The 20,502-nt window shown below is 72.7% G+C and carries 18 protein-coding genes; 10 read left to right on the top strand and 8 right to left on the bottom strand.

Annotation, left to right across the window (positions count from 1 at the left end; all coding sequences use genetic code 11):
- Nucleotides 1–16: 16 nt before the first annotated feature.
- The 5 genes from ACZ6J5_RS06820 to ACZ6J5_RS06800 form a co-directional block, all read right to left on the bottom strand.
- Complete coding sequence (locus ACZ6J5_RS06820; RefSeq protein ID WP_469388396.1) at nt 17–1,987, bottom strand: hypothetical protein; 1,971 nt, start codon at nt 1,985–1,987, stop codon at nt 17–19.
- The gene (locus tag ACZ6J5_RS06815; RefSeq protein ID WP_469388395.1) at nt 1,984–3,006 is read right to left on the bottom strand and encodes a PD-(D/E)XK motif protein; all 1,023 of its coding nucleotides are present in this window, start codon (nt 3,004–3,006) and stop codon (nt 1,984–1,986) included. The genes ACZ6J5_RS06820 and ACZ6J5_RS06815 overlap by 4 nt, the downstream gene beginning before the upstream one ends.
- Nucleotides 3,003–5,549 (bottom strand): Z1 domain-containing protein, encoded by a 2,547-nt coding sequence (locus ACZ6J5_RS06810; protein ID WP_469388392.1) that lies wholly within the window; start codon nt 5,547–5,549, stop codon nt 3,003–3,005. Before ACZ6J5_RS06810 ends, ACZ6J5_RS06815 begins: the two co-directional genes overlap by 4 nt.
- 216 nt (nt 5,550–5,765) lie before the next feature.
- A complete protein-coding gene (locus ACZ6J5_RS06805; protein WP_469388389.1) occupies nt 5,766–6,236 on the bottom strand; it encodes a very short patch repair endonuclease in 471 nt (156 codons plus the stop codon).
- 81 nt (nt 6,237–6,317) lie between these two features.
- Complete coding sequence (locus ACZ6J5_RS06800; RefSeq protein ID WP_469388386.1) at nt 6,318–7,481, bottom strand: SEC-C domain-containing protein; 1,164 nt, start codon at nt 7,479–7,481, stop codon at nt 6,318–6,320.
- 63 nt (nt 7,482–7,544) lie between these two features.
- On the opposite strand from ACZ6J5_RS06800, the gene ACZ6J5_RS06795 reads away from it, so the two are divergent.
- The 3 genes from ACZ6J5_RS06795 (at nt 7,545) to ACZ6J5_RS06785 (ending at nt 10,141) form a co-directional block, all read left to right on the top strand.
- Nucleotides 7,545–8,366, top strand: a complete 822-nt coding sequence (locus ACZ6J5_RS06795) for a class E sortase (protein WP_469388383.1) — start codon at nt 7,545–7,547, stop codon at nt 8,364–8,366.
- A gap of 105 nt (nt 8,367–8,471) precedes the next feature.
- Nucleotides 8,472–8,654 (top strand): hypothetical protein, encoded by a 183-nt coding sequence (locus ACZ6J5_RS06790; RefSeq protein WP_469388381.1) that lies wholly within the window; start codon nt 8,472–8,474, stop codon nt 8,652–8,654.
- Complete coding sequence (locus ACZ6J5_RS06785) at nt 8,651–10,141, top strand: sodium:solute symporter family protein (RefSeq protein ID WP_469388378.1); 1,491 nt, start codon at nt 8,651–8,653, stop codon at nt 10,139–10,141. Before ACZ6J5_RS06790 ends, ACZ6J5_RS06785 begins: the two co-directional genes overlap by 4 nt.
- A gap of 11 nt (nt 10,142–10,152) precedes the next feature.
- On the opposite strand, the gene ACZ6J5_RS06780 is transcribed toward ACZ6J5_RS06785, so the two are convergent.
- Nucleotides 10,153–11,682, bottom strand: coding sequence for an MFS transporter (locus tag ACZ6J5_RS06780; RefSeq protein ID WP_469388376.1), 1,530 nt, complete (start codon nt 11,680–11,682; stop codon nt 10,153–10,155).
- A gap of 104 nt (nt 11,683–11,786) precedes the next feature.
- Between ACZ6J5_RS06780 and ACZ6J5_RS06775 the strand changes: the two genes are divergently transcribed.
- From ACZ6J5_RS06775 to ACZ6J5_RS06755, 5 genes are all read left to right on the top strand, one after another.
- The gene (locus ACZ6J5_RS06775) at nt 11,787–12,317 is read left to right on the top strand and encodes a winged helix-turn-helix transcriptional regulator (protein ID WP_469388374.1); all 531 of its coding nucleotides are present in this window, start codon (nt 11,787–11,789) and stop codon (nt 12,315–12,317) included.
- A gap of 48 nt (nt 12,318–12,365) precedes the next feature.
- Entirely contained in the window at nt 12,366–12,668 is a 303-nt protein-coding gene (locus tag ACZ6J5_RS06770) for a DUF6412 domain-containing protein (RefSeq protein WP_469388372.1), read from the top strand.
- Nucleotides 12,669–12,775: 107 nt separating this feature from the next.
- On the top strand, nt 12,776–13,498 hold the full coding sequence (locus ACZ6J5_RS06765; protein WP_469388370.1) for a YidC/Oxa1 family membrane protein insertase: 723 nt from the start codon (nt 12,776–12,778) through the stop codon (nt 13,496–13,498).
- Between the two features lie 138 nt (nt 13,499–13,636).
- Nucleotides 13,637–14,494: a fumarylacetoacetate hydrolase family protein gene (locus ACZ6J5_RS06760; protein ID WP_469388367.1), complete on the top strand. Its 858-nt coding sequence runs from the start codon at nt 13,637–13,639 to the stop codon at nt 14,492–14,494.
- A 91-nt stretch (nt 14,495–14,585) separates the two neighbouring features.
- Nucleotides 14,586–16,019 (top strand): choice-of-anchor A family protein, encoded by a 1,434-nt coding sequence (locus tag ACZ6J5_RS06755; protein WP_469388365.1) that lies wholly within the window; start codon nt 14,586–14,588, stop codon nt 16,017–16,019.
- Here the strand turns inward: ACZ6J5_RS06755 and ACZ6J5_RS06750 are convergent.
- Nucleotides 15,982–16,509, bottom strand: a complete 528-nt coding sequence (locus ACZ6J5_RS06750; RefSeq protein ID WP_469388362.1) for a heme-degrading domain-containing protein — start codon at nt 16,507–16,509, stop codon at nt 15,982–15,984. The two genes, ACZ6J5_RS06755 and ACZ6J5_RS06750, sit on opposite strands and share 38 nt — an antisense overlap.
- Nucleotides 16,506–17,588 carry a Gfo/Idh/MocA family protein gene (locus ACZ6J5_RS06745; RefSeq protein ID WP_469388360.1) on the bottom strand — a complete coding sequence of 361 codons (1,083 nt, stop codon included), beginning with the start codon at nt 17,586–17,588 and terminating at the stop codon, nt 16,506–16,508. Before ACZ6J5_RS06745 ends, ACZ6J5_RS06750 begins: the two co-directional genes overlap by 4 nt.
- A 254-nt stretch (nt 17,589–17,842) precedes the next feature.
- On the opposite strand from ACZ6J5_RS06745, the gene ACZ6J5_RS06740 reads away from it, so the two are divergent.
- Together ACZ6J5_RS06740 and ACZ6J5_RS06735 are read left to right on the top strand one after the other, a co-directional pair.
- Nucleotides 17,843–18,925: an ROK family transcriptional regulator gene (locus ACZ6J5_RS06740; RefSeq protein WP_469388667.1), complete on the top strand. Its 1,083-nt coding sequence runs from the start codon at nt 17,843–17,845 to the stop codon at nt 18,923–18,925.
- A 123-nt stretch (nt 18,926–19,048) separates the two neighbouring features.
- Nucleotides 19,049–20,470: a hypothetical protein gene (locus ACZ6J5_RS06735; protein ID WP_469388358.1), complete on the top strand. Its 1,422-nt coding sequence runs from the start codon at nt 19,049–19,051 to the stop codon at nt 20,468–20,470.
- The last annotated feature ends 32 nt before the right edge of the window (nt 20,471–20,502 follow it).

Raw genomic sequence — 20,502 nt, 5'->3', positions numbered from 1 at the left:
GGAAGGACACGCCTACTCACGGTGAGTTCACCGCCTCCACTCTGATGCCGATCTCCGTCATCGTGTCCGGTGCGGGCCTCACGACCGCACGCCAGACGGGTTCTCCTCCGTCGATCTCACAGGTCTGAGATTCGTACAGGCGCCCGTCGCTGTCCTCCCAGCCCACGAGCGCCGGCATCTGAGCGCCGATCGGCGGGTCGGTCTCGCGGCCTCCGGCTCCCGGCAAGGCCACGGCCAGGTCGATGTGGACTCGTTGCGACACGGGCACGGGGAGGCGGAACTCCTGGACGAGAACTGTCAGGTCGCCGCGATCGTCGTAGTAGGGCTCTCCCACGTACTGGACCCGTGGCCTCCTGCGCTGTCCGCCGCTTCTCTCCGCCGCGGTGACGGAACCCGCGATCCCCTCGGCCGCTTCCGTCGCGAGCTCGGCGCCGTCCGGTGCGACGCCGTCGAGGCCTCTACGCCCTGAGGCCGTGGCGTGCGATTCCCTCTCGCCTCTTTCTCGCGCTCCGGCTCGTGTGACAGTGCTTCCGGGCTTGCTGTAGGCGGTCGCTCCGCCGATGCCCCAGGCGCCGCCGACCAGTCCCGAGAACAGCGTGCTCGCTGCCCCCAGCGCCACATCGCGGGCACCGGAGCGGGCGACTCCGCCGAGTGAGAGCAGCTGATCCAGAGCCTCGTCGATGCGGCGGAACGTCGTCTGGACGAACGTACTCTCCGGGCGTTCCAGTGATTGAGGGTTCCACGCGTCGTGAGTCGGGGGTTCGGCCTTGGCATACACCTCGTCCATGGACTCGTCGGCTCGAAACACTCCGGCGTAGGCGTGGTCCTCGGTCGCAGGCTTCGGCCCCGGCCGGTAGGTCACCACGAGTTCGGCCGGGCGCATCAGGCAGACGTGGTGGACGAGCGTCTCGATGTTCAGCATGCGTCCTGCACGGCTTGGATCGAGTGGTGGCCGAATGCGGTTCACCATTCCGAAGCGACCGAGAAGGCGCCTGGGCTTGAGGCACTCCAGGTCTCGACCCTCGGGCCCGTTCGACGCCTCGTAGGCGGCGACGAACATGTCCAGGGGGGCGACCTCACGCGGGTTCGGGACGGGGCGCTCGACTCCGTCGCAGGTGACGGAGAACCGCATGGCGGGATCGCCGCCCTCAGGAGAGATCATCTTGGGCCAGAGGTGCCAGGCGATGGTCTCGGCCAGGTAGTCGGCTGCCTCGGAGGGGGCCAGTCCGTCCAGGTTGGGGTCGATGACCACGACCGTCGTGCCGGTCTCGTCACCCGTGAACGGTCTCAACCCGAGGCGTCGTGCCATGGCGTCCGCCTGACTGCCTGTAAGCGGCTCGATCACGTCCCCGGAGGCGTCGCCCCACCAGTGCCGGCCGGTGAAGCGACGGCTCGTTCCATCGTGATCGGCCACGTGGCTCTTCCAGAGAGTGCACCCGATGAGGCGAGTCTCCAGTTCGTCCTGCGGCGTACGGCACCGGGTATGGACGAGGATCGTCCCCGGGTTCGAGAGCAGGTAGAAGATTCCCTTGCCGAAGCCGTAGGTACCACCGCCGAGGGCAGTGTCGCGGGGCTCTCCGATGTTGCGGATGAAGGAGACGAAATCTCGATCGGCGCCGATGGCGTCGTTGGCACGGGTCGGGCCCCCTAGCCCACGAGTGCCCCTGTCCGTCACCGACAGGAGTCTCACGGGACCGTGTCTGAGGGTGTCGCGGAGCGGGAACTGGTCCACATCGGTCGGTGCGTCGGCAAGGAGGAGCTCACGCCACGTACCGATGTGGGCAGGGCCGACGGTGGAGACGTCGATGCGATATTCGACGGGGCTCGTGGACGTGTGGGATCTAGCGTCCCAACTGTTCTGAGCCGACTCACGTACGAGGATGGTGAGCAGGTCGAGCTCGGGGCGGCCGAGTTGGTTGCGGATCCCTTCAGCGGCGCTCGCCCCCTCGGGTGGGTAGGGCTGGGAGAACCAACGGGGCTCCGTCACCGCGCCTCCTGGAGGATGTCCTCTATCACTCGGGACACCTCGTCGCTCCCCAAGGGGAGGGGGAGGTCACCAGAGAGATCGATCGTGTACTCGACGTTCTGGATGGAGACCGCGAGCCCCGCTTCGACGAGGGTCTTGGTCGTGAGGCCGGGGAAGTCGGTGTCCACCCGGTACCACCTCTCCTCTTGGGGCAGGAAGCGGACGCCGCGATAGCGTTCGGCGTCCGCGTGGTGATATCCGGCGTTCGCGAGCGAAGCCATGAGGGCGCCCTCGTCGTCGCAGAGCGAGAGAGCTCGCTCTACCAGCGTGACGATGGAGGTACCGAGGGCGCTCTGGGCGGGCTGTAGGTGGAACCACACCAGTGTGAGAGAGCCGTCGTTCGGTCGATCGAGCTGGTCGAGCCCATGTATGCGAGGTCTCCGCTCGGCCCTCGTGCCGGCCTTGACCTCGATGGCGTTGGATCCGGATGAGAAGTCGTGCCGATGCCCCGCTGGGCCCGCCCACAAGTGGTGTGCGCTCGGTTCGATCTCCAATAGGCGGCAGAGGACAGAGAGTTCGCCGAAGAGCCCGGTGAGCTGTTCGGCCGTCAGGGGAGTGCCCTGGGTGCGGAAGAGATCCTTCCAGCGATCGAGGACATGGTGGAGAGCCTTGAGCGCGTTCTCCGGCCGTTGCTCGGCCGCGCCCAGTACATCGACGCACAGCTCCGTGAAGAGATCGTTGAGGTCGCCTCGAAGGCATGCCAGATCCGCGTACGTCTGGTAGCTCTCGGCATCCTCCAGCGGGCGTTTACGGAGCTGAAGAACGGGCCCGTCCAGCCCGGGACGCACGCGCCGACCAGCCGGTATCGGGACGAGAACGTGACGGTATCCCTGGTGGTCCACGGCTACCGCCGGCCGATTGTCGTGTTCGACGACGATCGGCAGGTGAGAGACGCGCATGCGTCGCTCACTCGTGGTCTGTTCGGCCTCCAGAGCGGTCCAGCTCTCTTCGACGAGGCTCCGCAACGTGTCCTTATTCATGAGTCGTCACTGTCGAGGATGCTGTAGTCCTCGTCCTCGAGGCGGATCTTCGACAGGTCTGCCGAAATGTACTTCTCGACGGTGCTGTCGTGGAGGGGAGCCGGAAAGACGAGGCCCACGCCGACGACGTGCTCCTCGGCGTTCAACGCCTCACGCCTCAGTTTGGTGGGGCTGGGCGCGGACACCTTGTCGATGGGGTACAGGACCAGAAGGCCGGTGTCGGGAAGCTCGACGCGGCGCCGTTCCATGATGCCCTTCTCGGTCAGGCTCGATACGTCCCCGTCGAGGTCGACAGCGGCGTCTCGACGGCTCATCAAGGTCTTGATGTCGGCGAGGCCGGGTGTCGGATTGGGAAGGGAGAGTCGGGCACGCACGTTCCGCCCCACTGAAACGCCGGGAGCGAATTCGAAGCTCTCCCCACGAGGGTTTCCGACGATCGCGACATTCCACCTGCGGAGCGATCCCGCTGCCACTCGCTTCCGTATGTAGCCCGTCAGGAGATCGGCGTCGTTCTCCGGCGACTGCTCGTGGAATCGGTAAGCGGACAGAAAGTCCATAACCAAGTCATAGGGTACGCCGCGATAGACGTATCGACCCTCCGTAGGCCGACTCTCGACTGTGACCGAGTGTGCCGCGGAGCTGCTCACGAGGGCACGTGCGGCGTCGATGTTCTCGCGCAGCCATTCCGCGTCTGTGTGGAAGTAGTGGGTCTGGACGCGCTTTCCGCCATAGGAGGAGGCCGCCGTCACGGCGTCACGCATCTTGGCCGCCGCTGTCACGCGCAGGGCGGGGTGAGTGCGGAGGCGTACGGCGAAGGTCAGCGGAGTCTCGTCCTCGGTCATGTACGTGTCGATGTCGCGGCGCATCTCGGTCTCGACCGTGGCGAGGTGTCGGAACCATTCGGCCAACTCGTCCGTCATCCAGATCCGGGGAAGATCTGCGTACCCGTTCCGGAAGCCGAACCAGCGTCCCATCTGAAGCAGGGTGTCGTACGCCGAGACGGCTCGAACGAAGTAGCTGACGGAGAGGCCCTCGAGGGTAAGACCTCGGGAAAGGGTGTTGCCGCCCACCGCGATCGCCGTGACAGGGCCGTTCTCATAGTCCAGCCGGTACTCGCTGTTCGAGTTGTCCATGATGATGCGGCAGCTCTTGAGCACTTCGGGCAGTTCGGATAGCAATGCCTCGAAAGAGACCTTCGTCTCCCCGAACTCCGAGGCGGGGACCCGAGCGGTCTCCCGGTCCCACAGTGCACGCAGACGAAGGAGAAGGGCACTTTCGGTCAACGACGTGGCGGTGCGGTCGCAGAGCTGTTCGAGTGGCTTGCGGAAACTGTCGTGCACGGTGGTGTTGACGCTTGTGTGGATCAACATCGTGTTGTGTGGATTGCCCGTGCCGCGGACGCGCCGTGCTGCCGTGGCCAGCCAGAAGTACTCGATCGCCGCTCGAAGAGTGTCGGTGATGACTGGTTCGAAGCCCTCGACGTCGGCCGCCGTCGTGGGACGGACGCAGGGCACGTCGTCCTTGGGGACGGAGCGAATCATGTCGTGCCCGTCGTCGACCTGCTCAGGGTCCTCGCCGTCGAGGGCATACCGGCCGAAGAGCACCTCGGTACCGAAGTGCCCCTGAGGTTTGGGCAGGTTGACCACGAAGTCCTTGGGATAGAGGTCCTCCGCACTCGGGTCGATCAGCAGGTTGGCGAACGGTGAGGCCGTGTACCCCACGTAGGCACTCCTCGGCAGGGTGCCCATGATGCTCAGGATCAGGGGGTTGATCGACTTGGTCGCCACGGTCGCCTGGTCGGCCTCGTCGTCGATGATCAAGGTCGGGCAGTCCTTGAGGTACGTGGACGCCGCCTCGAGCCATCGATTCAGCTTGCGTAGGACCGCCGCGTTCTTCTTCACCACACACAGAACGCGGGTTCCGTTGCTCTTGCCGAAGTAGGAGGCCGGGTTCTCCTGCGGGGTGAAGTCTCGGTCCAGACCCGTCAGCTGCGACCACATCGCGGGATTGGGCTCGACGAGCTGCTGCACCAGACGGGCCTGGGTCTGCCTGCGCAGTCCGTTGTGGACGCCGGCGAGAACGATGAAGAGCTTGTAGCCACGGTCGGCGGCCTTGGCTATGACAGAGGTGAAGTTGGTCGTCTTGCCCGACTGCACGTATCCGACGACGAGTCCGCGTGTCGAGAACGACCTCTCCTTCGGGTGGTTCAGCAGCGAGACGACGCGGGTGGAGGAATCGTCCAAAGACCGGATGGCAGGCTCTTCCGGCCAGCCGTCTCTGCGAAGGATGTCCACGATCGCCGGCCAGCACCTGTCCTTGGCGTGCGGGCCGGTGTACCAGGTGTCCCGGTTGCCCAGGACGACCGCGTGCGGTTCCTCGAGCTCCTTGATCCGAACCGTCTGCCGCTCGTGACGCTCACGGATCTGCTGGATGATCTCCGAGCTGATGCCGAGCTGTTCCAGCCGCTTGACCGCCTCCGATGGAGGGAACGAGTCCAGGAGAGCCTTGAAGGTGTCGTACATGCCGTCGAATGCCTCGGTCATGGGCGGTGACCGTTCCCCTGTCTCGTGCGCTTGAGGTCGGATGAACCGAGGGGCGCTCCGACGTCGTGGGGGCATCTGCTGAGCAGCGTGCCGGCACGTCACCTTTGTTCAAGACGACACATTATTGGGTGTCGCGGCGTATGGAAAAGGGCATCGATCTCGCAACTGGTACGAAAGTGATCGATCATGGCTTGCTTTCGATGCATCCATTGCTGTTCAGCGTGCATTTCTGTCACGTTGCGTGGTGATCCGGCGATCGTAGAGATCTCGTAGGCGGGCCGCCGCCTTGTGTGGATCCTCGTGCTCCCAGACCCGGAGAACAGCCCAGCCCGCCTCTTGGAGCAGTCGATCCGTCTGTCGATCGCGTGCTCGGTTCTTCTCGGCCTTCTCCGCCCAGTACTCCGGATTGGTCCGTGAGACGGTGAAATGTTCAGGACAGGCATGCCAGAAGCAGCCGTCCATGAAGACCGCGATCCGTGCCCTGGTGAAGACGAGGTCGGCGGTCCTCCTGATCGCCGGGATCGGGCGCTCGGAGACGTGGTACCTGAGGCCGAGAGCATGCGCTGCGCTTCGCAGAGCCCGCTCGGGCTTCGTGTCGCGCCCTTTGTTCGACTGCATGCTTCGCCGCGTCCCGGGGCTCGAAGCCCACGAGTGCGCGGGAAGCTCGGGTTCTGAGTCGCCGGCCATTCTGATCCCTCACGGTCGAGTATGCCGCCGCACCATACCGCCGGAGGGTTCTAGCACTCGGGTCGGAGCCCGACCGCGACCTTACGCCTGTGCGCCCCCGTGGCACCCCCCATAAGCCCGCCCCGACCCGCACCAGCACCCCGCCCCCCGCAGCGGGGGCCAGGTCGTCGCGCGGCCTCGGGCGGCCAGGGTGGTGGCGTACTGGGGGAGGAGGTCCGGGTTGGCCGGGGTGGAGGCTTCCGAGGCGGCGAAGGCCTCGTAGGACGGGACCGTCGCCGGGACGATGCCCAGGTTCGGGGTGCCGGCCTGGGCGAGTTCGCGGAGGGACGCCTCGATGTCCGTCAGGTGCGCCCGGTAGGTCGGGTACTCCGCCTCCAGCTCCGGGTAGGCGGCCAGCAGCTCGTCCAGTTCCGCCTCCGGCCAGTGCAGGACCGCGACCGGGAAGGGGCGGGACAGCGCGGTGCGGTACGAGCCCAGCTCCGAGCGGAGGCGGGTGATCTCGGCCTGGAGCTCGGCCGGGTCCGAGGAGCCCAGCGACCACAGCCGCTTCGGGTCGTGCAGCTCGTCCAGGGGCACGTCGCCCGTGTGGAGGCCGTCCGCCAGGGTGTCGTGCGCGTCGTGCGGCAGCGCCAGGAGGCGGCGGACGCGGTGGCGGGCCGCGAGGAGGGACTGGAGGGCGTACGAGACCTCCTGGGCCCCGCCGCTCCCGCCGAGGGCGTACGGGACCGCCTCCGCCCTTCCGCTCCCGCCAGGGGCGTGCGAGACGTCCTCAGCCCTTCCGCTTCCGCCGGGGGCGTACGGGACCGCCTCCGCCCTTCCGCTCCCGCCAGGGGTGTGCGAGGCGTCCTCGGTCGGCAGCGGGAGCAGTAGGGTCGCCGCCTCCGTGAACGTCGCCTCCGCTTCCTCCAGCTCGTCGTGCGACTCCAGTGTCTCCGCCGCGATCTCCCACGGCGCCGGGTCCTCCGGGCGGGCCGCCCGGACGCCCTCGATGATCGCGCGGGCCTCGGCCTCGTGTCCGTACTCCCACAGGTTCGCCGCCTTCAGCGCCCTGATGAGGAGCGGCCGCGCCGGCGCGTCGGCGAGGAGGGTGTCGTACAGCGTCGTGGCCCGCTCGCGGTCGCCCGCCAGTTCCAGGTGGGCCGCCGCCCGCAGCAGCAGCGGTTCGCGGTCCTCCGGGTACTGCCCCGCGGTGCGGAGCAGGCGCTCGGCTTCGGTGGTGTGGTCGGCAGACATGTCGGGGCGCATGTCGTCCACCGTACTGCTGTACGGCCCTGGAGAGTTGGCGCCCCAGCGCTTATCGTGCCCGCCGTGCGGCGTCGGAATCCGGTGGTGGTGCAGGGGCGTGCGGGGCGCGGCGGCGCCGGCCGCGCCGGCCGTGTGCTCTGGATCGCCGCCGAGCTCTTCGTCACCTGCGGCGTCGTCCTCGTGCTCTTCGTCGCCCAGCAGCTGTGGTGGACCAACGAGCAGGCCCGCGCCGAGGCCGGCCGGCAGGTCCGCGCGCTGGAGCGGGCGTGGGACGCCGAGCCGGGTGGGCAGCCCGGTGACGGGTCCGGTGACCGGTCCGGTGCCCAGCCGGGAGCCTCGCCCGAGGCCCAGACCGACATCCCGCCCGGTGACGCGTCCGAGGACCTGGCCGGCGGTTCCCCCGACGCCTCCTCCGGCTCCCGCCCCGGCGGCTCCGCTCCCGCCTCCTCCGCCTACGCCGTCCTCCGCATCCCCCGCATCGGCCTCACCGTCCCCGTCGCCGAAGGTGTCGCCAAGCGCGGCGTGCTCGACCGCGGATATGTCGGGCACTATCCCGGCACCGCCGCGCCCGGACGCGCCGGGAACTTCGCGCTCGCCGGGCACCGCAACACCCACGGCGAGCCCTTCCGCTACGTGAACCGGCTGCGCAAGGGCGACACCATCGAGGTGCGGACCCGCCGGGGGACGTTCACCTACCGCGTGGACCTGGTCCTGCCGCAGACCTCCCCCCGCGACCGGGGCGTCATCGCCCCCGTACCCCGCTCCCTCTACAAGCCGTCCTACGGGTACGACGACCCCGGCGCCTACCTCACCCTCACCACCTGCACCCCCGAGTACACCTCCACCTACCGGCTCATCGTCTGGGCGAAGCTCGTGACCCCGTAGGGCTCAGGGCCTGTCCGGCGGATCCCGGCCGGGCGCCGAGCGCACGCACCGGACGACCCGGCCTGATCCGGCGCGAATTGTCAGACACCCCCTAGGCTCGACCAGGTGATCAAGCGCCGTCCCCATCTGCTGTGGCTGCTCGTGCCGTACCTGCTGTTCGTCGCCGCCCTGCCCTTCGTCAACCGCGTCCCGTTCCTGCTCTTCTGGCTGCTCGGGGCCACCGTCCTCACCCCCTTCTCCGTCGCCCTCGCGCGGCGCGGGGACCGGCGGGCCGCGGGACCGAAGTGAGCGCGGCGCTCTGGATCGTCGGCGGGTTCCTCGTCCTCACCGTGCTGCTCGGGCTGCTCGCCGTCCGCCGGCGGGAGAGCGGCGGGCTCGCCGACTGGTCGGTCGGCGGGCGGTCGCTGGGGCCCGTGTTCATCTGGGTGCTGATGGCGGGGGAGGGGTACACCAGCTTCAGCTACCTCGGTGCCGCGGGGTGGGGGTACAACTACGGCGCCCCCGTGCTCTACGTCGTCGCCTACATGTCCTGCGGCTACGCCCTCGGCTACGTCGTCGGGCCCATGCTCTGGGGCTACGCCCGCAAGCACGGGCTCGTCTCGGTCAGCGACATGGCCGCCCACCGCTACCGCCGCCCCTGGCTCGGCGCCCTCGTCGCCGTCCTCGCGACCGTCTTCCTCCTGCCGTACATCCAGCTCCAGATCACCGGCATGGGCGTCGTGCTCTCCACCATCTCCTACGGGCGGATCGGGCTCGACCTCGCCTACTTCCTCGCCTTCGCCGTCACCACCGGCTTCGTGGTCGTCAGCGGGCTGCGCGGCAGCGCCTGGGTCTCCGTCCTCAAGGACGCCCTCGTCATCCTGACCCTCGGTTTCCTCGCCGTGTACGTGCCGCTGCACTACTTCGACGGCTACGGGGAGTTCCTCGGCCGGCTCGCCGACGAGAAGCGCGAGTGGCTCGCGCTGCCCGGGCACGGGGGCGAGGCCAGCGGGTACGGGGTGGGCTGGTTCGCCTCCACCACCCTGCTCAACTCCCTCACCGTCGTCATCTTCCCCACCACCGTCGCCGGCTACCTCGGCGCCCGCGACGCCGACACCCTGCGCCGCAACGCCGTCTGGCTGCCCGCCTACAACGTGCTGCTCTTCGTCCCCATGCTGCTCGGCATGGCCGCCCTCTTCGTCGTCCCCGGCCTCACCGGCGCCGGCTCCAACCTCGCCCTCTTCGAGCTCGTCACCGACTCCCTGCCGCCCTGGGCCGTCGGTCTCGTCGGCGTCGCCGCCGCGCTCTCCTCGATCGTCCCGATGGCCGTCTTCATGCTGGTCATCGGCACCATGTGGGGGCGCAGCGTGCTCTCCCTCGTGCCCCGGCTGCGGCGCCGCGAGAAGGGGCTCGCGCAGCTCGTCGTGGTCGTCGCCGGGGTGCTCGCGCTCGTCATGACGTACACCGCGCCCACCACCCTCGTCCGGCTCTCCCTCATCTCGTACGAGGGGATGGCGCAGCTTCTGCCGCTGCTCCTGCTGGGGCTGGTGTGGCGGCGGATGACGCTGTACGGCGGGGTCTGCGGGCTCGTCGTCGGGGTCGTGCTCGTCTGCTGCCTGGTGTTCTCCGGGAACGATCCCCTCTGGGGCCTGAACGCCGGGCTGCTCGCCCTCCTCGTCAATCTCGCCGTCGCCGTCGCCGTGAGTCTGTACGGGCCTCCGGACGCCCACGACCCCCGTCCGGACGGCGACGTCCTCGCCCGGGAGGAGTTCACGGACGCCCGGCTGCCGCGCTGACCGGGGGCGCGTCAGCCCCGTCCCGTCGCCAGCGTCACCGCCGCCCCCGCCAGCCCCAGCGCCGCCGACGTCAGCAGGGCCGTGTCCGGGCCCGTCGTCGACAGGGCGAGGGCGAGGGCCACGCCGGCCGAGGAGCCGATGTAGCGGGCCGTGTTGTTGGCGCCCGAGCCCATCGCCACCCGCTCCCGGGGCACCGAGTCCACCGCGAGCCGGGGCAGGGCCGCGTTCAGCAGGCCGCTGCCCGCGCCCGCCACCGCCAGGCCCGGCAGCAGGCGGGGCCAGCCCGCGCCCTCCAGGGCGCCGTACAGGGCGAGCACCCCCGCCGTCGACAGCGCGAAGCCCAGCGCGAGCTGGTGCGTGGCGGAGAGCCGCCCGGCCAGCCTGCGGGACTGGAGCGCCACCACGAACGCCGTGCCCGACCAGAGCAGGAAGAGCCACGCCGTCGTCAGCGGCGCCATCCCCGCGCCCCGCTGGAGCAGGGCGGGCAGCACGCTGAAGAAGCCGATCACCGCCAGGCCCGTGAACAGCGCCCCCGCCGTCGCCGCCCGGAACGCCGGGGTGCGGAACAGCGCCAGGTCGATCATCGGGGCCGCCGCGCGCCGCTCGACCCGTACGAACAGGGCCGTCAGGGCCACCGCCGCGAGCGCCAGCAGGCCCACCCGCGGGCGCAGCCAGCCGTCCCGCCCCAGGGTCAGCGCGGTGAGCAGCGCCGCCAGCGCCAGGCCCAGCGCGAGCGCCCCGGCCAGGTCCGTCCGGCCGGCGCGCGGGGCGCGGGACTCGGCGAGGGTACGGGTGCCGAGCGCGGCGACGAGGAGGGTGGCGGCGCCCAGCGTCACGTACGTCCAGCGCCAGTCGGCCAGCGTGCTGAGCGTGCCCGCGAGCAGGGGCCCGAGCGCGATGCCCGCGCTGACGAAGGCGCCCCAGACGGCGGTGGCCCGGATCCGTTCCGCGCCCGTCGGGTGGGCGTGGGCCAGCAGGCCGAGGCTGGCCGCGAGCACGGCGGCGCTCGCCGCACCCTGGGCGACGCGCGCGAGGGTGAAGGTGAGGGTGGAGGTGGCGAAGCCGCCGAGCGCGGTGGTGAGGCCGAGGCCGAGGGTGCCGAGCAGGAAGACCCGGCGCCGCCCGTGGGCGTCGGCGAGGCTGCCGGCGACCAGGAGGAGGACGGCGAGGCCGAGCGGGGTGCCGTTGAGGAGCCAGGCCTGGAGCGCGGCGGGGGTGCCGAAGGCGCGGGCGGTGCCGGGCAGGGTGAGCATCGGGGCGGTGTAGTTCATCAGCGTCAGGGCGGTGGCGGCGCTGGTGACGGCGAGGGTCGCGCGCCCGTGCCGGGGGGCGCGGGGGGCCGGGGGCTTGGGGGGCCGGGGGGTCCGGGGGGTCCGGAGGGGCGTCTGTCCCCGGGCCCGGCCGCCGCCGACGCCGTCCTCGTCCCTGGCGGCGTCCTGCGCCGTGACGTCCTGCGCGGTGACGTCCTGCGCGGTGACGTCCTGCGCGGTGACGTCCTGCGCGGTGGGGACGGGGGGCTGTGCGGCGGAGTGGGGCGGCATGGCAGGACCTCGGTTTCCGTCGGTTCGTTCATTGAACCTTGAGCGTCCTCGTACCGTACCAGCGAAGGTTCATTCATTGAACCCATTCCCGTACACTCGTCCCCATGGCCCTCGGCAAGGACTACGCGACCCAGCAGTGCTCCATCGCCCGCGCCCTTGAGGTCGTCGGCGAGCGCTGGACCCTCCTCGTCGTGCGCGACGCCTTCTACGGCGTGCGCCGCTACAAGGACTTCCTCGACCACCTCGGCGCCCCCCGCGCCGTCCTCGCCGCCCGCCTCCAGGCCCTCGTCGAGGCCGGGGTCCTCGACCGGCACCGCTACCAGGAGTCGCCGCCGCGCGACGAGTACGTGCTCACCGCGCGCGGCGTCGCCCTCTGGCCCGTCCTGCGCTCCCTCGGCCTGTGGGGGCGCGAGGAGCTGACCGGCATCGCGCCCATGCGTCACTTCCATCACGTCGACTGCGGCACCGAGCTCGGCCCGCACGGCGAGTGCCCCGCCTGCCGGGTCCCCGTCCACCCCGCCGACATCGAGACGCGGCCCGGCGCCGGCCTCGACCCGGACCCCGCCGACCCGGTCGGCCGCGCCCTCCTCGTGCCCCACCGGCTCCTCGTACCGCTGGAGACCGGTCGTGTATAACGGGAGGGCCGGCAGAGGCCGGTGACGAGGGTCGGACGGGAGGCCGGGATGCGCAACGGGCTGTTGCTGCGCCTGCTCGCGCCGCTCCTCTTCCTCCTCGCCCTCGCCGACCTGCTGCTCTCCGAGGGCTCGACCGGCGCCGGACTCTCCGCCGCCTTCGCCATGGCCGCGACCGCCTTCGTCTGCGCCCTGATCGGCGCCGGCGCGGTCCTGCCCGTGCCGCCCACCCGGGTCCGCACCGCCTTGCGCGAACGGGCCCTGCGCACCGCGTTCCTGCCCCAGCGCGACCCCGACGCCCCCGGGCGGCGCAGGCCCCGCGCACCCGGCCGTCCCGTCCCGACGGCCGCGTAGCGGGACCGGACCTCCTCCGCACTCCGGGTTCTCCCGGTCCCCTCCGCGCGTTCCGTCACGCCGAAACGTCTCTCTTCCGGCACGACGAGACCCCTCGGAGGGCTCCCATGTCCGTTTTCGCTTCCCTGGTCGAGCGCCTCGCCGACCTGCTCCAGCCGCTGTTCGGCCTGAGCGCCACCGCCGCCGCCATCGTGCTCTTCACGATGTGCGTACGCCTCGCCGTCCACCCGCTCTCCCGCGCCGCCGCCCGCGGCCAGAAGGCCCGCACCCGGCTCGCCCCGCGCCTCGCCGAGCTGCGCGAGAAGCACGCCAAGAACCCCGAGCGGCTGCAGAAGGCGGTCATGGAGCTGCACGCCGAGGAGAAGGTCTCGCCGCTCGCCGGCTGCCTGCCGAGCCTGCTCCAGGCGCCCGCGTTCTTCCTGATGTTCCACCTCTTCTCCAGCGGGCGGATGGCCGGGCACGACCTCCTCGGCGCCCCGCTCGGCGGCCACTACGCCGACGCCCTGGCCCACGGCGGCGCCTTCGGCCCGGCCGGCCGGGTCTACCTGGTGGTCTTCGCGATCGTCGCCGCCGTCGCCACGTACACCTTCCTGCGGGCCCGGCGGCAGCCCGCCCCCGTCGTCGCCGACCCCGCGCAGCCCGGCGCGGGCGTGGCCGCCGCCATGGGGCGCTATCTGCCGCTGCTCTCCTTCGCGACCCTGCTCTCGGTCGCCGCCGTGCCGCTGGCCGCCGCGCTCTACCTCGTCACCAGCACCACGTGGACGGCGGTCGAGCGGGCTTTCCTCTACCGGGACATGCCCGCCGCGGGCGCCCTGGTTACTCCCGCGTAAGGGTCCAGGGTGTGAACGGGGTCTTGCGGGGTGACCCGTTCCATTGGAGGATCGACCAATCCTCCGATGGCCGCACTCCATCGGCCGGGGTTCACGACGGCCCACCCCCCGGGCCACCTCGACCACAGGGAGAAGACCATGAAGCTGCTGCGTGTCGGCCCGGCAGGGGCCGAACGGCCCGCCCTCCTCGACCAGTACGGGACGCTCCGGGACCTGTCCGCGCTGGTCGACGACGTCGACGGCGGCCTCCTCGGCGACGCCTCGGCGCTCGACCGGGTCCGGGCCGCCGCCGGGGCGGGCGTGCTGCCCGCGCTCGACGCGACCGGGCTGCGGATCGGCCCGCCGGTCGGCCGGATCGGCAAGGTCGTGTGCATCGGGCTGAACTACCACGGGCACGCGGCCGAGGTCGGCGCCGCGATCCCGGCGGAGCCCGTCGTCTTCCTCAAGGCCCCGGACACCGTCGTCGGCCCCGACGACACGGTCCTCGTGCCGCGCGGCTCGGTGAAGACCGACTGGGAGGTCGAGCTGGCCATCGTCATCGGCCGCACCGCCCGCTACCTGGAGACCGACGAGGAGGCCCTGGCCCACGTCGCCGGGTACGCGCTCGCCCACGACGTCTCCGAGCGCGAGTTCCAGATCGAGCGCGGCGGCACCTGGGACAAGGGCAAGAACTGCGAGACCTTCAACCCGCTGGGCCCCTGGCTGGTCACCGCCGACGAGGTGCCGGACCCGCAGGACCTCGCCCTGAGGCTGTGGGTCAACGGCGAGCTGAAGCAGGACGGGCACACCTCGGACCAGATCTTCCCGGTCGCCGAGGTGGTGCGGTACGTCAGCCGCTTCATGACGCTCTACCCCGGCGACGTCATCAACACCGGCACCCCCGCCGGCGTCGCCATGGGGCAGCCGGAGCCCAAGCCGTACCTGCGCGCCGGGGACGTCGTCGAGCTGGAGATCGAGGGCCTGGGCCGCCAGCGCCAGCAGCTCAAGAGCGCCTGAGCCCCCAGGGCTGAGTCGTTCGGGCGACGCCTCGGGCGCCCCTGCGCGTGGGGCGTCGCCTTAGGTCGCCGAATTCTGCATATTGGCCCATATGAGTGCACATGTGTCGAATCGTCGGCTTCTGGTCAGAACGGCAGTGGCGGTCGCGGGCGCCGTCGCCCTCGTCGGCGGTCTCGCCACCGCGAGCCTCGCCGAACCGCTCCCCGGCGGCCTCGGCCCCTGTCTGCCGGGGAGCTGCCCCGACCCGTACCCGGACGTCAACAACGGGACGATCGCCGGGCGCGACAACAACGTCAACGTCTTCGTCGGCGGCGACTTCCTCGTCCGGCAGGCGGCGGCCGAGGCCGAGGGCAAGGTGGTCGTCCTCGGGAAGTTCGACATGAACAAGCGGGCCGGCGTCTCGCAGATCTACAACGTCGGCGTAGCGGGCGTCGGTTCGCGCGTCCCGCCGGACGACGGCACCGACTTCATGGCGACCGGCGGCGACATCACCATCGCCGCCGGACAGCGGCTGCTCGCCGAGGAGGGGCCGGTGCACGGCGTCGTCCGGTACGGGGGCGCGCTCAGCGGCACGGTCTCCCCGACGGCCGTCCACGACACCGCCGCCGTGGACAAGTACAAGGCGCTCCGGATCCAGCTCCAGGAGGCCAGCCGCTGCTACGCGTACGTGGACTTCAAGCACCGCAAGGCGACCGGCACCGCCGTCAACAGCGGCAGCGAGACGCTCTTCACGGGTGACGGGACGTCCAAGCTCCAGGTCTTCGACGTCGACTTCGACCTGGAGTCGAAGAGCGGCGGCTCGCAGGGCTTCCGCTTCACCGGCATCCCGGACGGGGCCACGGTCCTGGTCAACATCTACGGGGCGGACCGGACCATCGACACGTACAGCGGCGACGTCCCGGCCGGCCTGCAGGACCGGCTGCTGTGGAACTTCCCCGACGCGACGCGGGCGACCTTCGAGGGCAGCGGACAGTTCGAGGGGAGCGTGCTCCTGGGGCAGCCGTCGGGCATGGCGACGGTGACCCTGCCCGGCATGAACGGGCGCTTCTACACGGCGGGTTCGCTGACCCACACGTCGCTGGCGAGCGGCGGCGGCGGGCAGGAGCTGCACGCCTATCCGTTCAACGGCGACCTGCCGGACTGCCACGACCTCGGCCCGACGCCCGCCCCGACGCCCACCCCGACCCCCACGCCGACTCCGACCCCCACGCCGAGCCCGACGGACTCGCACGGTACGGACGGGGGCACGTCTGACGGCGGCTCCACCGACGGGGGTTCGACCGACGGGGGCTCGACGGACGGCGGTTCGACGGACGGCGGCTCGGACACCGGCGAGACGAGCGGTTCCGGTGGCTCCACCGGCTCCACCGGCTCCAGCACCGGCGGCGGCGAACTCCCCGACACCGGTGCGGGCTCCACCACCGGCAGGATCGTCATGGGGGTGACCGCCGCCGGGCTCGCCGCCAGCGGCGGCGCGCTCGTGTGGGTCAGCCGGCGCCGCCGCCGCTCGACCGGTACGCACTGAGCAGACGCTCCAGGCCGAGGACGACCAGCGCGTGGTCCTCGGCCTGCGGCAGCCCCGAGACGGTGACCGAGCCGACGACGCCCGCGCCCGCGACGGCCAGCGGGAACGAACCGCCGTGCCCGGCGTAGCGGTCCGGGTCGAGCCGCGAGGACTGCTCGAAGGTGGTGCCCTTGGCGCGGAAGCGGGCGCCCACCAGGAAGGAGCTCACGCCGTACCGCTCCACCACCCGCCGCTTGCGGTCGATCCAGGCGTCGTTGTCGGCGCTCGACCCGGGCAGCGCGCAGTGGAACAGCTGCTGTGGTCCGCGCCGGACGTCGATCGCGACCGGCGCGCGCCGCTCGCGGGCCAGCTCCACCAGGATCGTGCCGAGGGTCCAGGCGTCCTCGTGCGTGAACCGGGGGAGGACCAGCGCGGCCTCCTGCGCCTCAAGCCAGGCGACTTCGGTGGTCCCGGCGGCCCCGGCCGGCCCGGTGGTCCCGGCGGCGGTCACAGGGTCACCGCCACGCCCTCGCGGGCGGAGCGCCGGGCCGCCTCCAGTACGTCGAGGGCGTCGGCCGCCTCGTGCGCGGTGACCGGGTTGGGGCCGGTGCCGCGCAGGGCGGCCTCGACGGCCGCGTAGTAGGCCGGGTAGGCGCCGGGCAGGGTCGCGACCGGGGTGCCGCCGCCGGTCAGCGGGGACTCGCCCGAGCCGAGCCGCCCCCACAGCCCCTCGGGCTCGACGCCCCAGGGGGTGCCGGGCTCGGGGCGCAGGCCCTCGCGCAGGGCGGCCTCCTGGGGATCGAGCCCGTACTTCACATAGCCGGCCCGCTGGCCGAGCACCCGGAAGCGGGGGCCGAGCTGGGCGGTGGTGGCGCTGACCCAGAGGTGCGAGCGGACGCCGCTCGCGTGGGTGAGCGCGAGGAAGGTGTCGTCGTCGGCCTCGGCGCCGGGGCGGCGCACGTCGGACTCGGCGTACACCCGGACGACCGGGCCGAAGAGGACCAGCGCCTGGTCGACGACGTGGCTGCCGAGGTCGTAGAGCAGTCCGCCGATCTCCTCCGGGGCACCGGACTCGCGCCAGCCGCCCTTGGGGAGCGGGCGCCAGCGCTCGAAACGGGACTCGAAGCGCTGGACCTCGCCGAGCTCGCCGTCGGCGAGGAGGGCGCGGAGGGTGAGGAAGTCGGCGTCCCAGCGGCGGTTCTGGAAGACGGAGAGCAGCAGCCCGCGCTCGTCGGCGAGGGCGGCGAGCGCGCGGGCCTCGGCGGCGGTCCCGGCGAGCGGCTTGTCCACGACGACGGGCAGCCCGGCCTCCAGGGCGGCGGTGGCGACCGGGACGTGCGTCTTGTTGGGGGAGGCGACCACGACCAGGTCGAGCTCGTCCGCCCGCTCCCACAGCTCCTCGGGCGAACCGGCGACGGTGACGCCCGGGTGCCCGGCCCGCGCCTGGGCGGCCCGCTCGGGGCTCTGGGTGGTGACCGTGTCGAGGACGAGCCCGGGGGAGGAGGCGACGAGCGGGGCGTGGAAGACGGACCCGGCGAGGCCGTAGCCGACGAGACCGACGCGGAGGGGGGCGGGGGCGGTACCAGTCATGCCGTCCACTTTGGCAACGTCGTTGCCAAAGTGCAAGCACGGGGGACAATGGAGGGGTGAGCACGGACAGGGGTACGGGTGTGGGGACGGGCGACGGTACGGATGCGGGGGCTGGGGCGGGTGTGGGTGTGGGTGTGGGGGTGGCGCCGGGCGCGGGTGCCGGTACGGAGGCGGGTGCGGGCCTGAGACCGGGCGCGGGGGCCGGTCCTGGCGGCGCCCCGCTCGCCCCGCTCGCCCCGTCGGCCCCGTCCGCCCTGTCGGCCCCACGCGGCTCCAGCGCCGCCCTGGTGCTCGGCCTGCTCCGGGCGGCGGGCCCGGAGGGGATCAGCCGGCTGGAGCTGGCGGACCGGGCCGGGCTGACCCCGCAGGCCGTGAGCAAGATCACCGCGCGGCTGCGCGCGGAGGGCCTGGCCGCCGAGGCGGGGCGCCGGGCCTCCACCGGGGGCAAGCCCGCGACCGTGCTGCGGCTCGTACCCGGTGCGGGGCACGCGGTCGGCCTGCACCTCGACCGCGACGAGCTCACCGCCGTCCTGCTCGACCTGGCGGGCGAGCGCGTCGCGGTCCGCCGCGCCCCCCTGGACCTGGGCGCGGGCGCGGAGCCGGTGCTGGCGGCGGCCCGCGCGGAGGTGGCCGCCCTGCTGGGCGGGCGCCCGGCCGTCCCGCCGCCCGGGCTGCTCGGCGCCGGGGTCGCGATGCCGGGCCCGCTGGACCACCGGGCGGGCCGGCCCGGGAGGGTCACCGGCTTCCCGGAGTGGGACGGCTTCCCGCTGCGCGAGGAGCTGGCGCGGCGGCTGGGGATGCCCGTCGTGCTGGACAAGGACACCAACGCCGCCGCCCTGGGCCTGGCGCTGTGCCCGGGGGCTCCGGGCTCGTTCGCGTATCTGCATCTCGGTACCGGGCTCGGCGCGGGCCTGGTCCTGGGCGGGGCGGTGCTGCGCGGCGGCCGGACCGGGGCGGGGGAGCTGGGGCACCAGACGGTGCAGCTCGACGGCCCGCGCTGCGAGTGCGGGGGGCGCGGCTGCCTGGAGGCGCTGTGCCTGGCGGCGCTCGCGCGCGGCGACCTCGACGGGGCGGCGCGGGTGCTGGGCACGGGCGCGGCGAACCTGGTCCGGCTGCTGGACATGGACCGGGTGCTGCTGGGCGGCCGGGCGGTGCTGGCGGCCCCCGGACCCTTCGCGCGCGGAGTGCGCGGGGTGCTGGCCGAGCTGGGCCTGACGGCGGAGGTGGCCGTGACGGACGCGCCCGACACCGTCGCGGAGGGCGCGGCGCATCTCCTCCTCGCCCCCGTCTTCGGCGCCGAACCTTCGGGCTTCCCGTCCCCGCCGGTCGGAAAATAGGCTGATCGGGCGGGATCGCGCGGCGTCCGGGGGGCCGGGCCGTGTCGGTCGGGCGGCGGCCCGGCCGCGCGTGGCAGCGTCGCGGCCGACCCGTACGTCCGCGAGCAGCAAAGGCACCGCCCCATGCGACTGCGCAACGCCCTCGCCCTCGCCGCCCTCACCACGGCCGCCACCACCCCGGCCGCGCAGGCCTTGGCGCTCCCGCAGGCCGTGGTGCCCCCGCCCGCCGTGGCGCCGCAACGGGCCGCAGCGTTCCCGCCGGGCCTCGCGCCCGCAGCGTTCCCGCCGGGCCTCGCGCCCCTGGCACCCCCGCCGGGCGCGGCGTCCCCGCGCGCCCTGGCGCTCCCGCAGGCCGTGGCGCCCGCACCCGCCTTGGTGTTCTCCGCCGCCGCCGCGGCGGCGGTGCCGTCGTCCTTGGCGTTCCCGCCTGCCTTGGCGTTCCCGCCCGCCCTAGTGCTCCCGCCGTCCCGGGCGCTCCCGCCCGCCACGGCGCTTCCGCCGGGCGTGGTGCCTCCGCCCGCTCTGGCGCCTTCGCAGGCCCTGGCGCCCCTGCGCGCCGTAGCGTTCTCACCCGCCGGGGGACTCCCGCCCGCCCTGGCGGCGCCGCCCGAGTGCGGGGCGGACGGTGCCCGGGACTTCCCGCTCGCCGCCCGCATCCAGGACGGCCCCACCGCCTACACCGCGGGCGGCGACTTCCTCACCTGGAACCTCGACCTCACCAACACCACCGCCCGGCCCTGCGGCGGCGTCCACCCCGTCCTCGTCCTCACCGACCGCGCCCGCGCCCTGCGCCCCGCCCAGGTCCGGGCGGAGTTCTACGACGCGGGGGCGCGGCTGTGGCGGCCCGTCGCCTTCGAGGGGACCGACCGGGCGGAGAGCGTGGGCGTCTTCGGCGACCCGGGCGAAGTCCCGAGCCCGTCGGCCCCGTTCACCCCGTCGACCCCGTCCACCCCCTCGACCCCGTCCACCCCCTTCACCCCCTCCGCCCCCTCGCCCCCCGCAGGCACGGCACCCCCCGCCCCCTTCACCGGCTTCGCCGTCCCCGCCCGCCACACCCTCACCGTCCCCGTCCGCCTCGCCTTCCGCGCCGACACCGCACCCGACGAGGTCGTCGTCAGCGCCGCCGTGGTCCAGCGGCGAGGCGACGACGGCGACTGGGTCGGCGAGTCCGGCGCCTACACGCTGACCGTCGGCCCCGCCGACCGCGAGCCCGCCCCCGCCGCCACCGAGCGCGGCGCGGCTCCCAGCGCCCCCGCCGACCCCGCCCGCCCCACCCCGCCCGGCACGGCCCCCCGTCCGGACCGGCCCGAACTGGCCCGCACCGGCCGCGAGTCCGCGCGCCGGACCGCGCCCGCCGCGGCGGCGCTGCTCGGCGCGGGCGCGGCCCTGATGCTGACCGCCCGCCGCGTCCGCCGCCGCGCGCAGGCCACCCGACGTACACCGCCGCGTCCGCCGCCGCGCGCAGGCCACCCGACGTACACCGCCGCGTCCGCCGCCGAGCGCGGGCCACCCCACGTACACCGCCGCGTCCGGCACCGCGCGTAGGCCCCCCCCGCACACCGCCGCGTGCAGCCATC

The sequence above is a fragment of the Streptomyces sp. NPDC042100 genome (assembly GCF_055582325.1).
This window is presented reverse-complemented; position numbering and strand designations above follow the sequence as displayed.

Coding starts and splice junctions, on each gene's coding strand:
- ACZ6J5_RS06815 (WP_469388395.1), bottom strand. CDS start 3,006: ATGAATAAGGACACGTTGCGGAGCCTCGTCGAAGAGAGCTGGACCGCT.
- ACZ6J5_RS06810 (WP_469388392.1), bottom strand. CDS start 5,549: ATGACCGAGGCATTCGACGGCATGTACGACACCTTCAAGGCTCTCCTG.
- ACZ6J5_RS06805 (WP_469388389.1), bottom strand. CDS start 6,236: ATGGCCGGCGACTCAGAACCCGAGCTTCCCGCGCACTCGTGGGCTTCG.
- ACZ6J5_RS06800 (WP_469388386.1), bottom strand. CDS start 7,481: ATGCGCCCCGACATGTCTGCCGACCACACCACCGAAGCCGAGCGCCTG.
- ACZ6J5_RS06780 (WP_469388376.1), bottom strand. CDS start 11,682: ATGCCGCCCCACTCCGCCGCACAGCCCCCCGTCCCCACCGCGCAGGAC.
- ACZ6J5_RS06775 (WP_469388374.1), top strand. CDS start 11,787: ATGGCCCTCGGCAAGGACTACGCGACCCAGCAGTGCTCCATCGCCCGC.
- ACZ6J5_RS06770 (WP_469388372.1), top strand. CDS start 12,366: ATGCGCAACGGGCTGTTGCTGCGCCTGCTCGCGCCGCTCCTCTTCCTC.
- ACZ6J5_RS06765 (WP_469388370.1), top strand. CDS start 12,776: ATGTCCGTTTTCGCTTCCCTGGTCGAGCGCCTCGCCGACCTGCTCCAG.
- ACZ6J5_RS06760 (WP_469388367.1), top strand. CDS start 13,637: ATGAAGCTGCTGCGTGTCGGCCCGGCAGGGGCCGAACGGCCCGCCCTC.
- ACZ6J5_RS06755 (WP_469388365.1), top strand. CDS start 14,586: ATGAGTGCACATGTGTCGAATCGTCGGCTTCTGGTCAGAACGGCAGTG.
- ACZ6J5_RS06745 (WP_469388360.1), bottom strand. CDS start 17,588: ATGACTGGTACCGCCCCCGCCCCCCTCCGCGTCGGTCTCGTCGGCTAC.
- ACZ6J5_RS06735 (WP_469388358.1), top strand. CDS start 19,049: ATGCGACTGCGCAACGCCCTCGCCCTCGCCGCCCTCACCACGGCCGCC.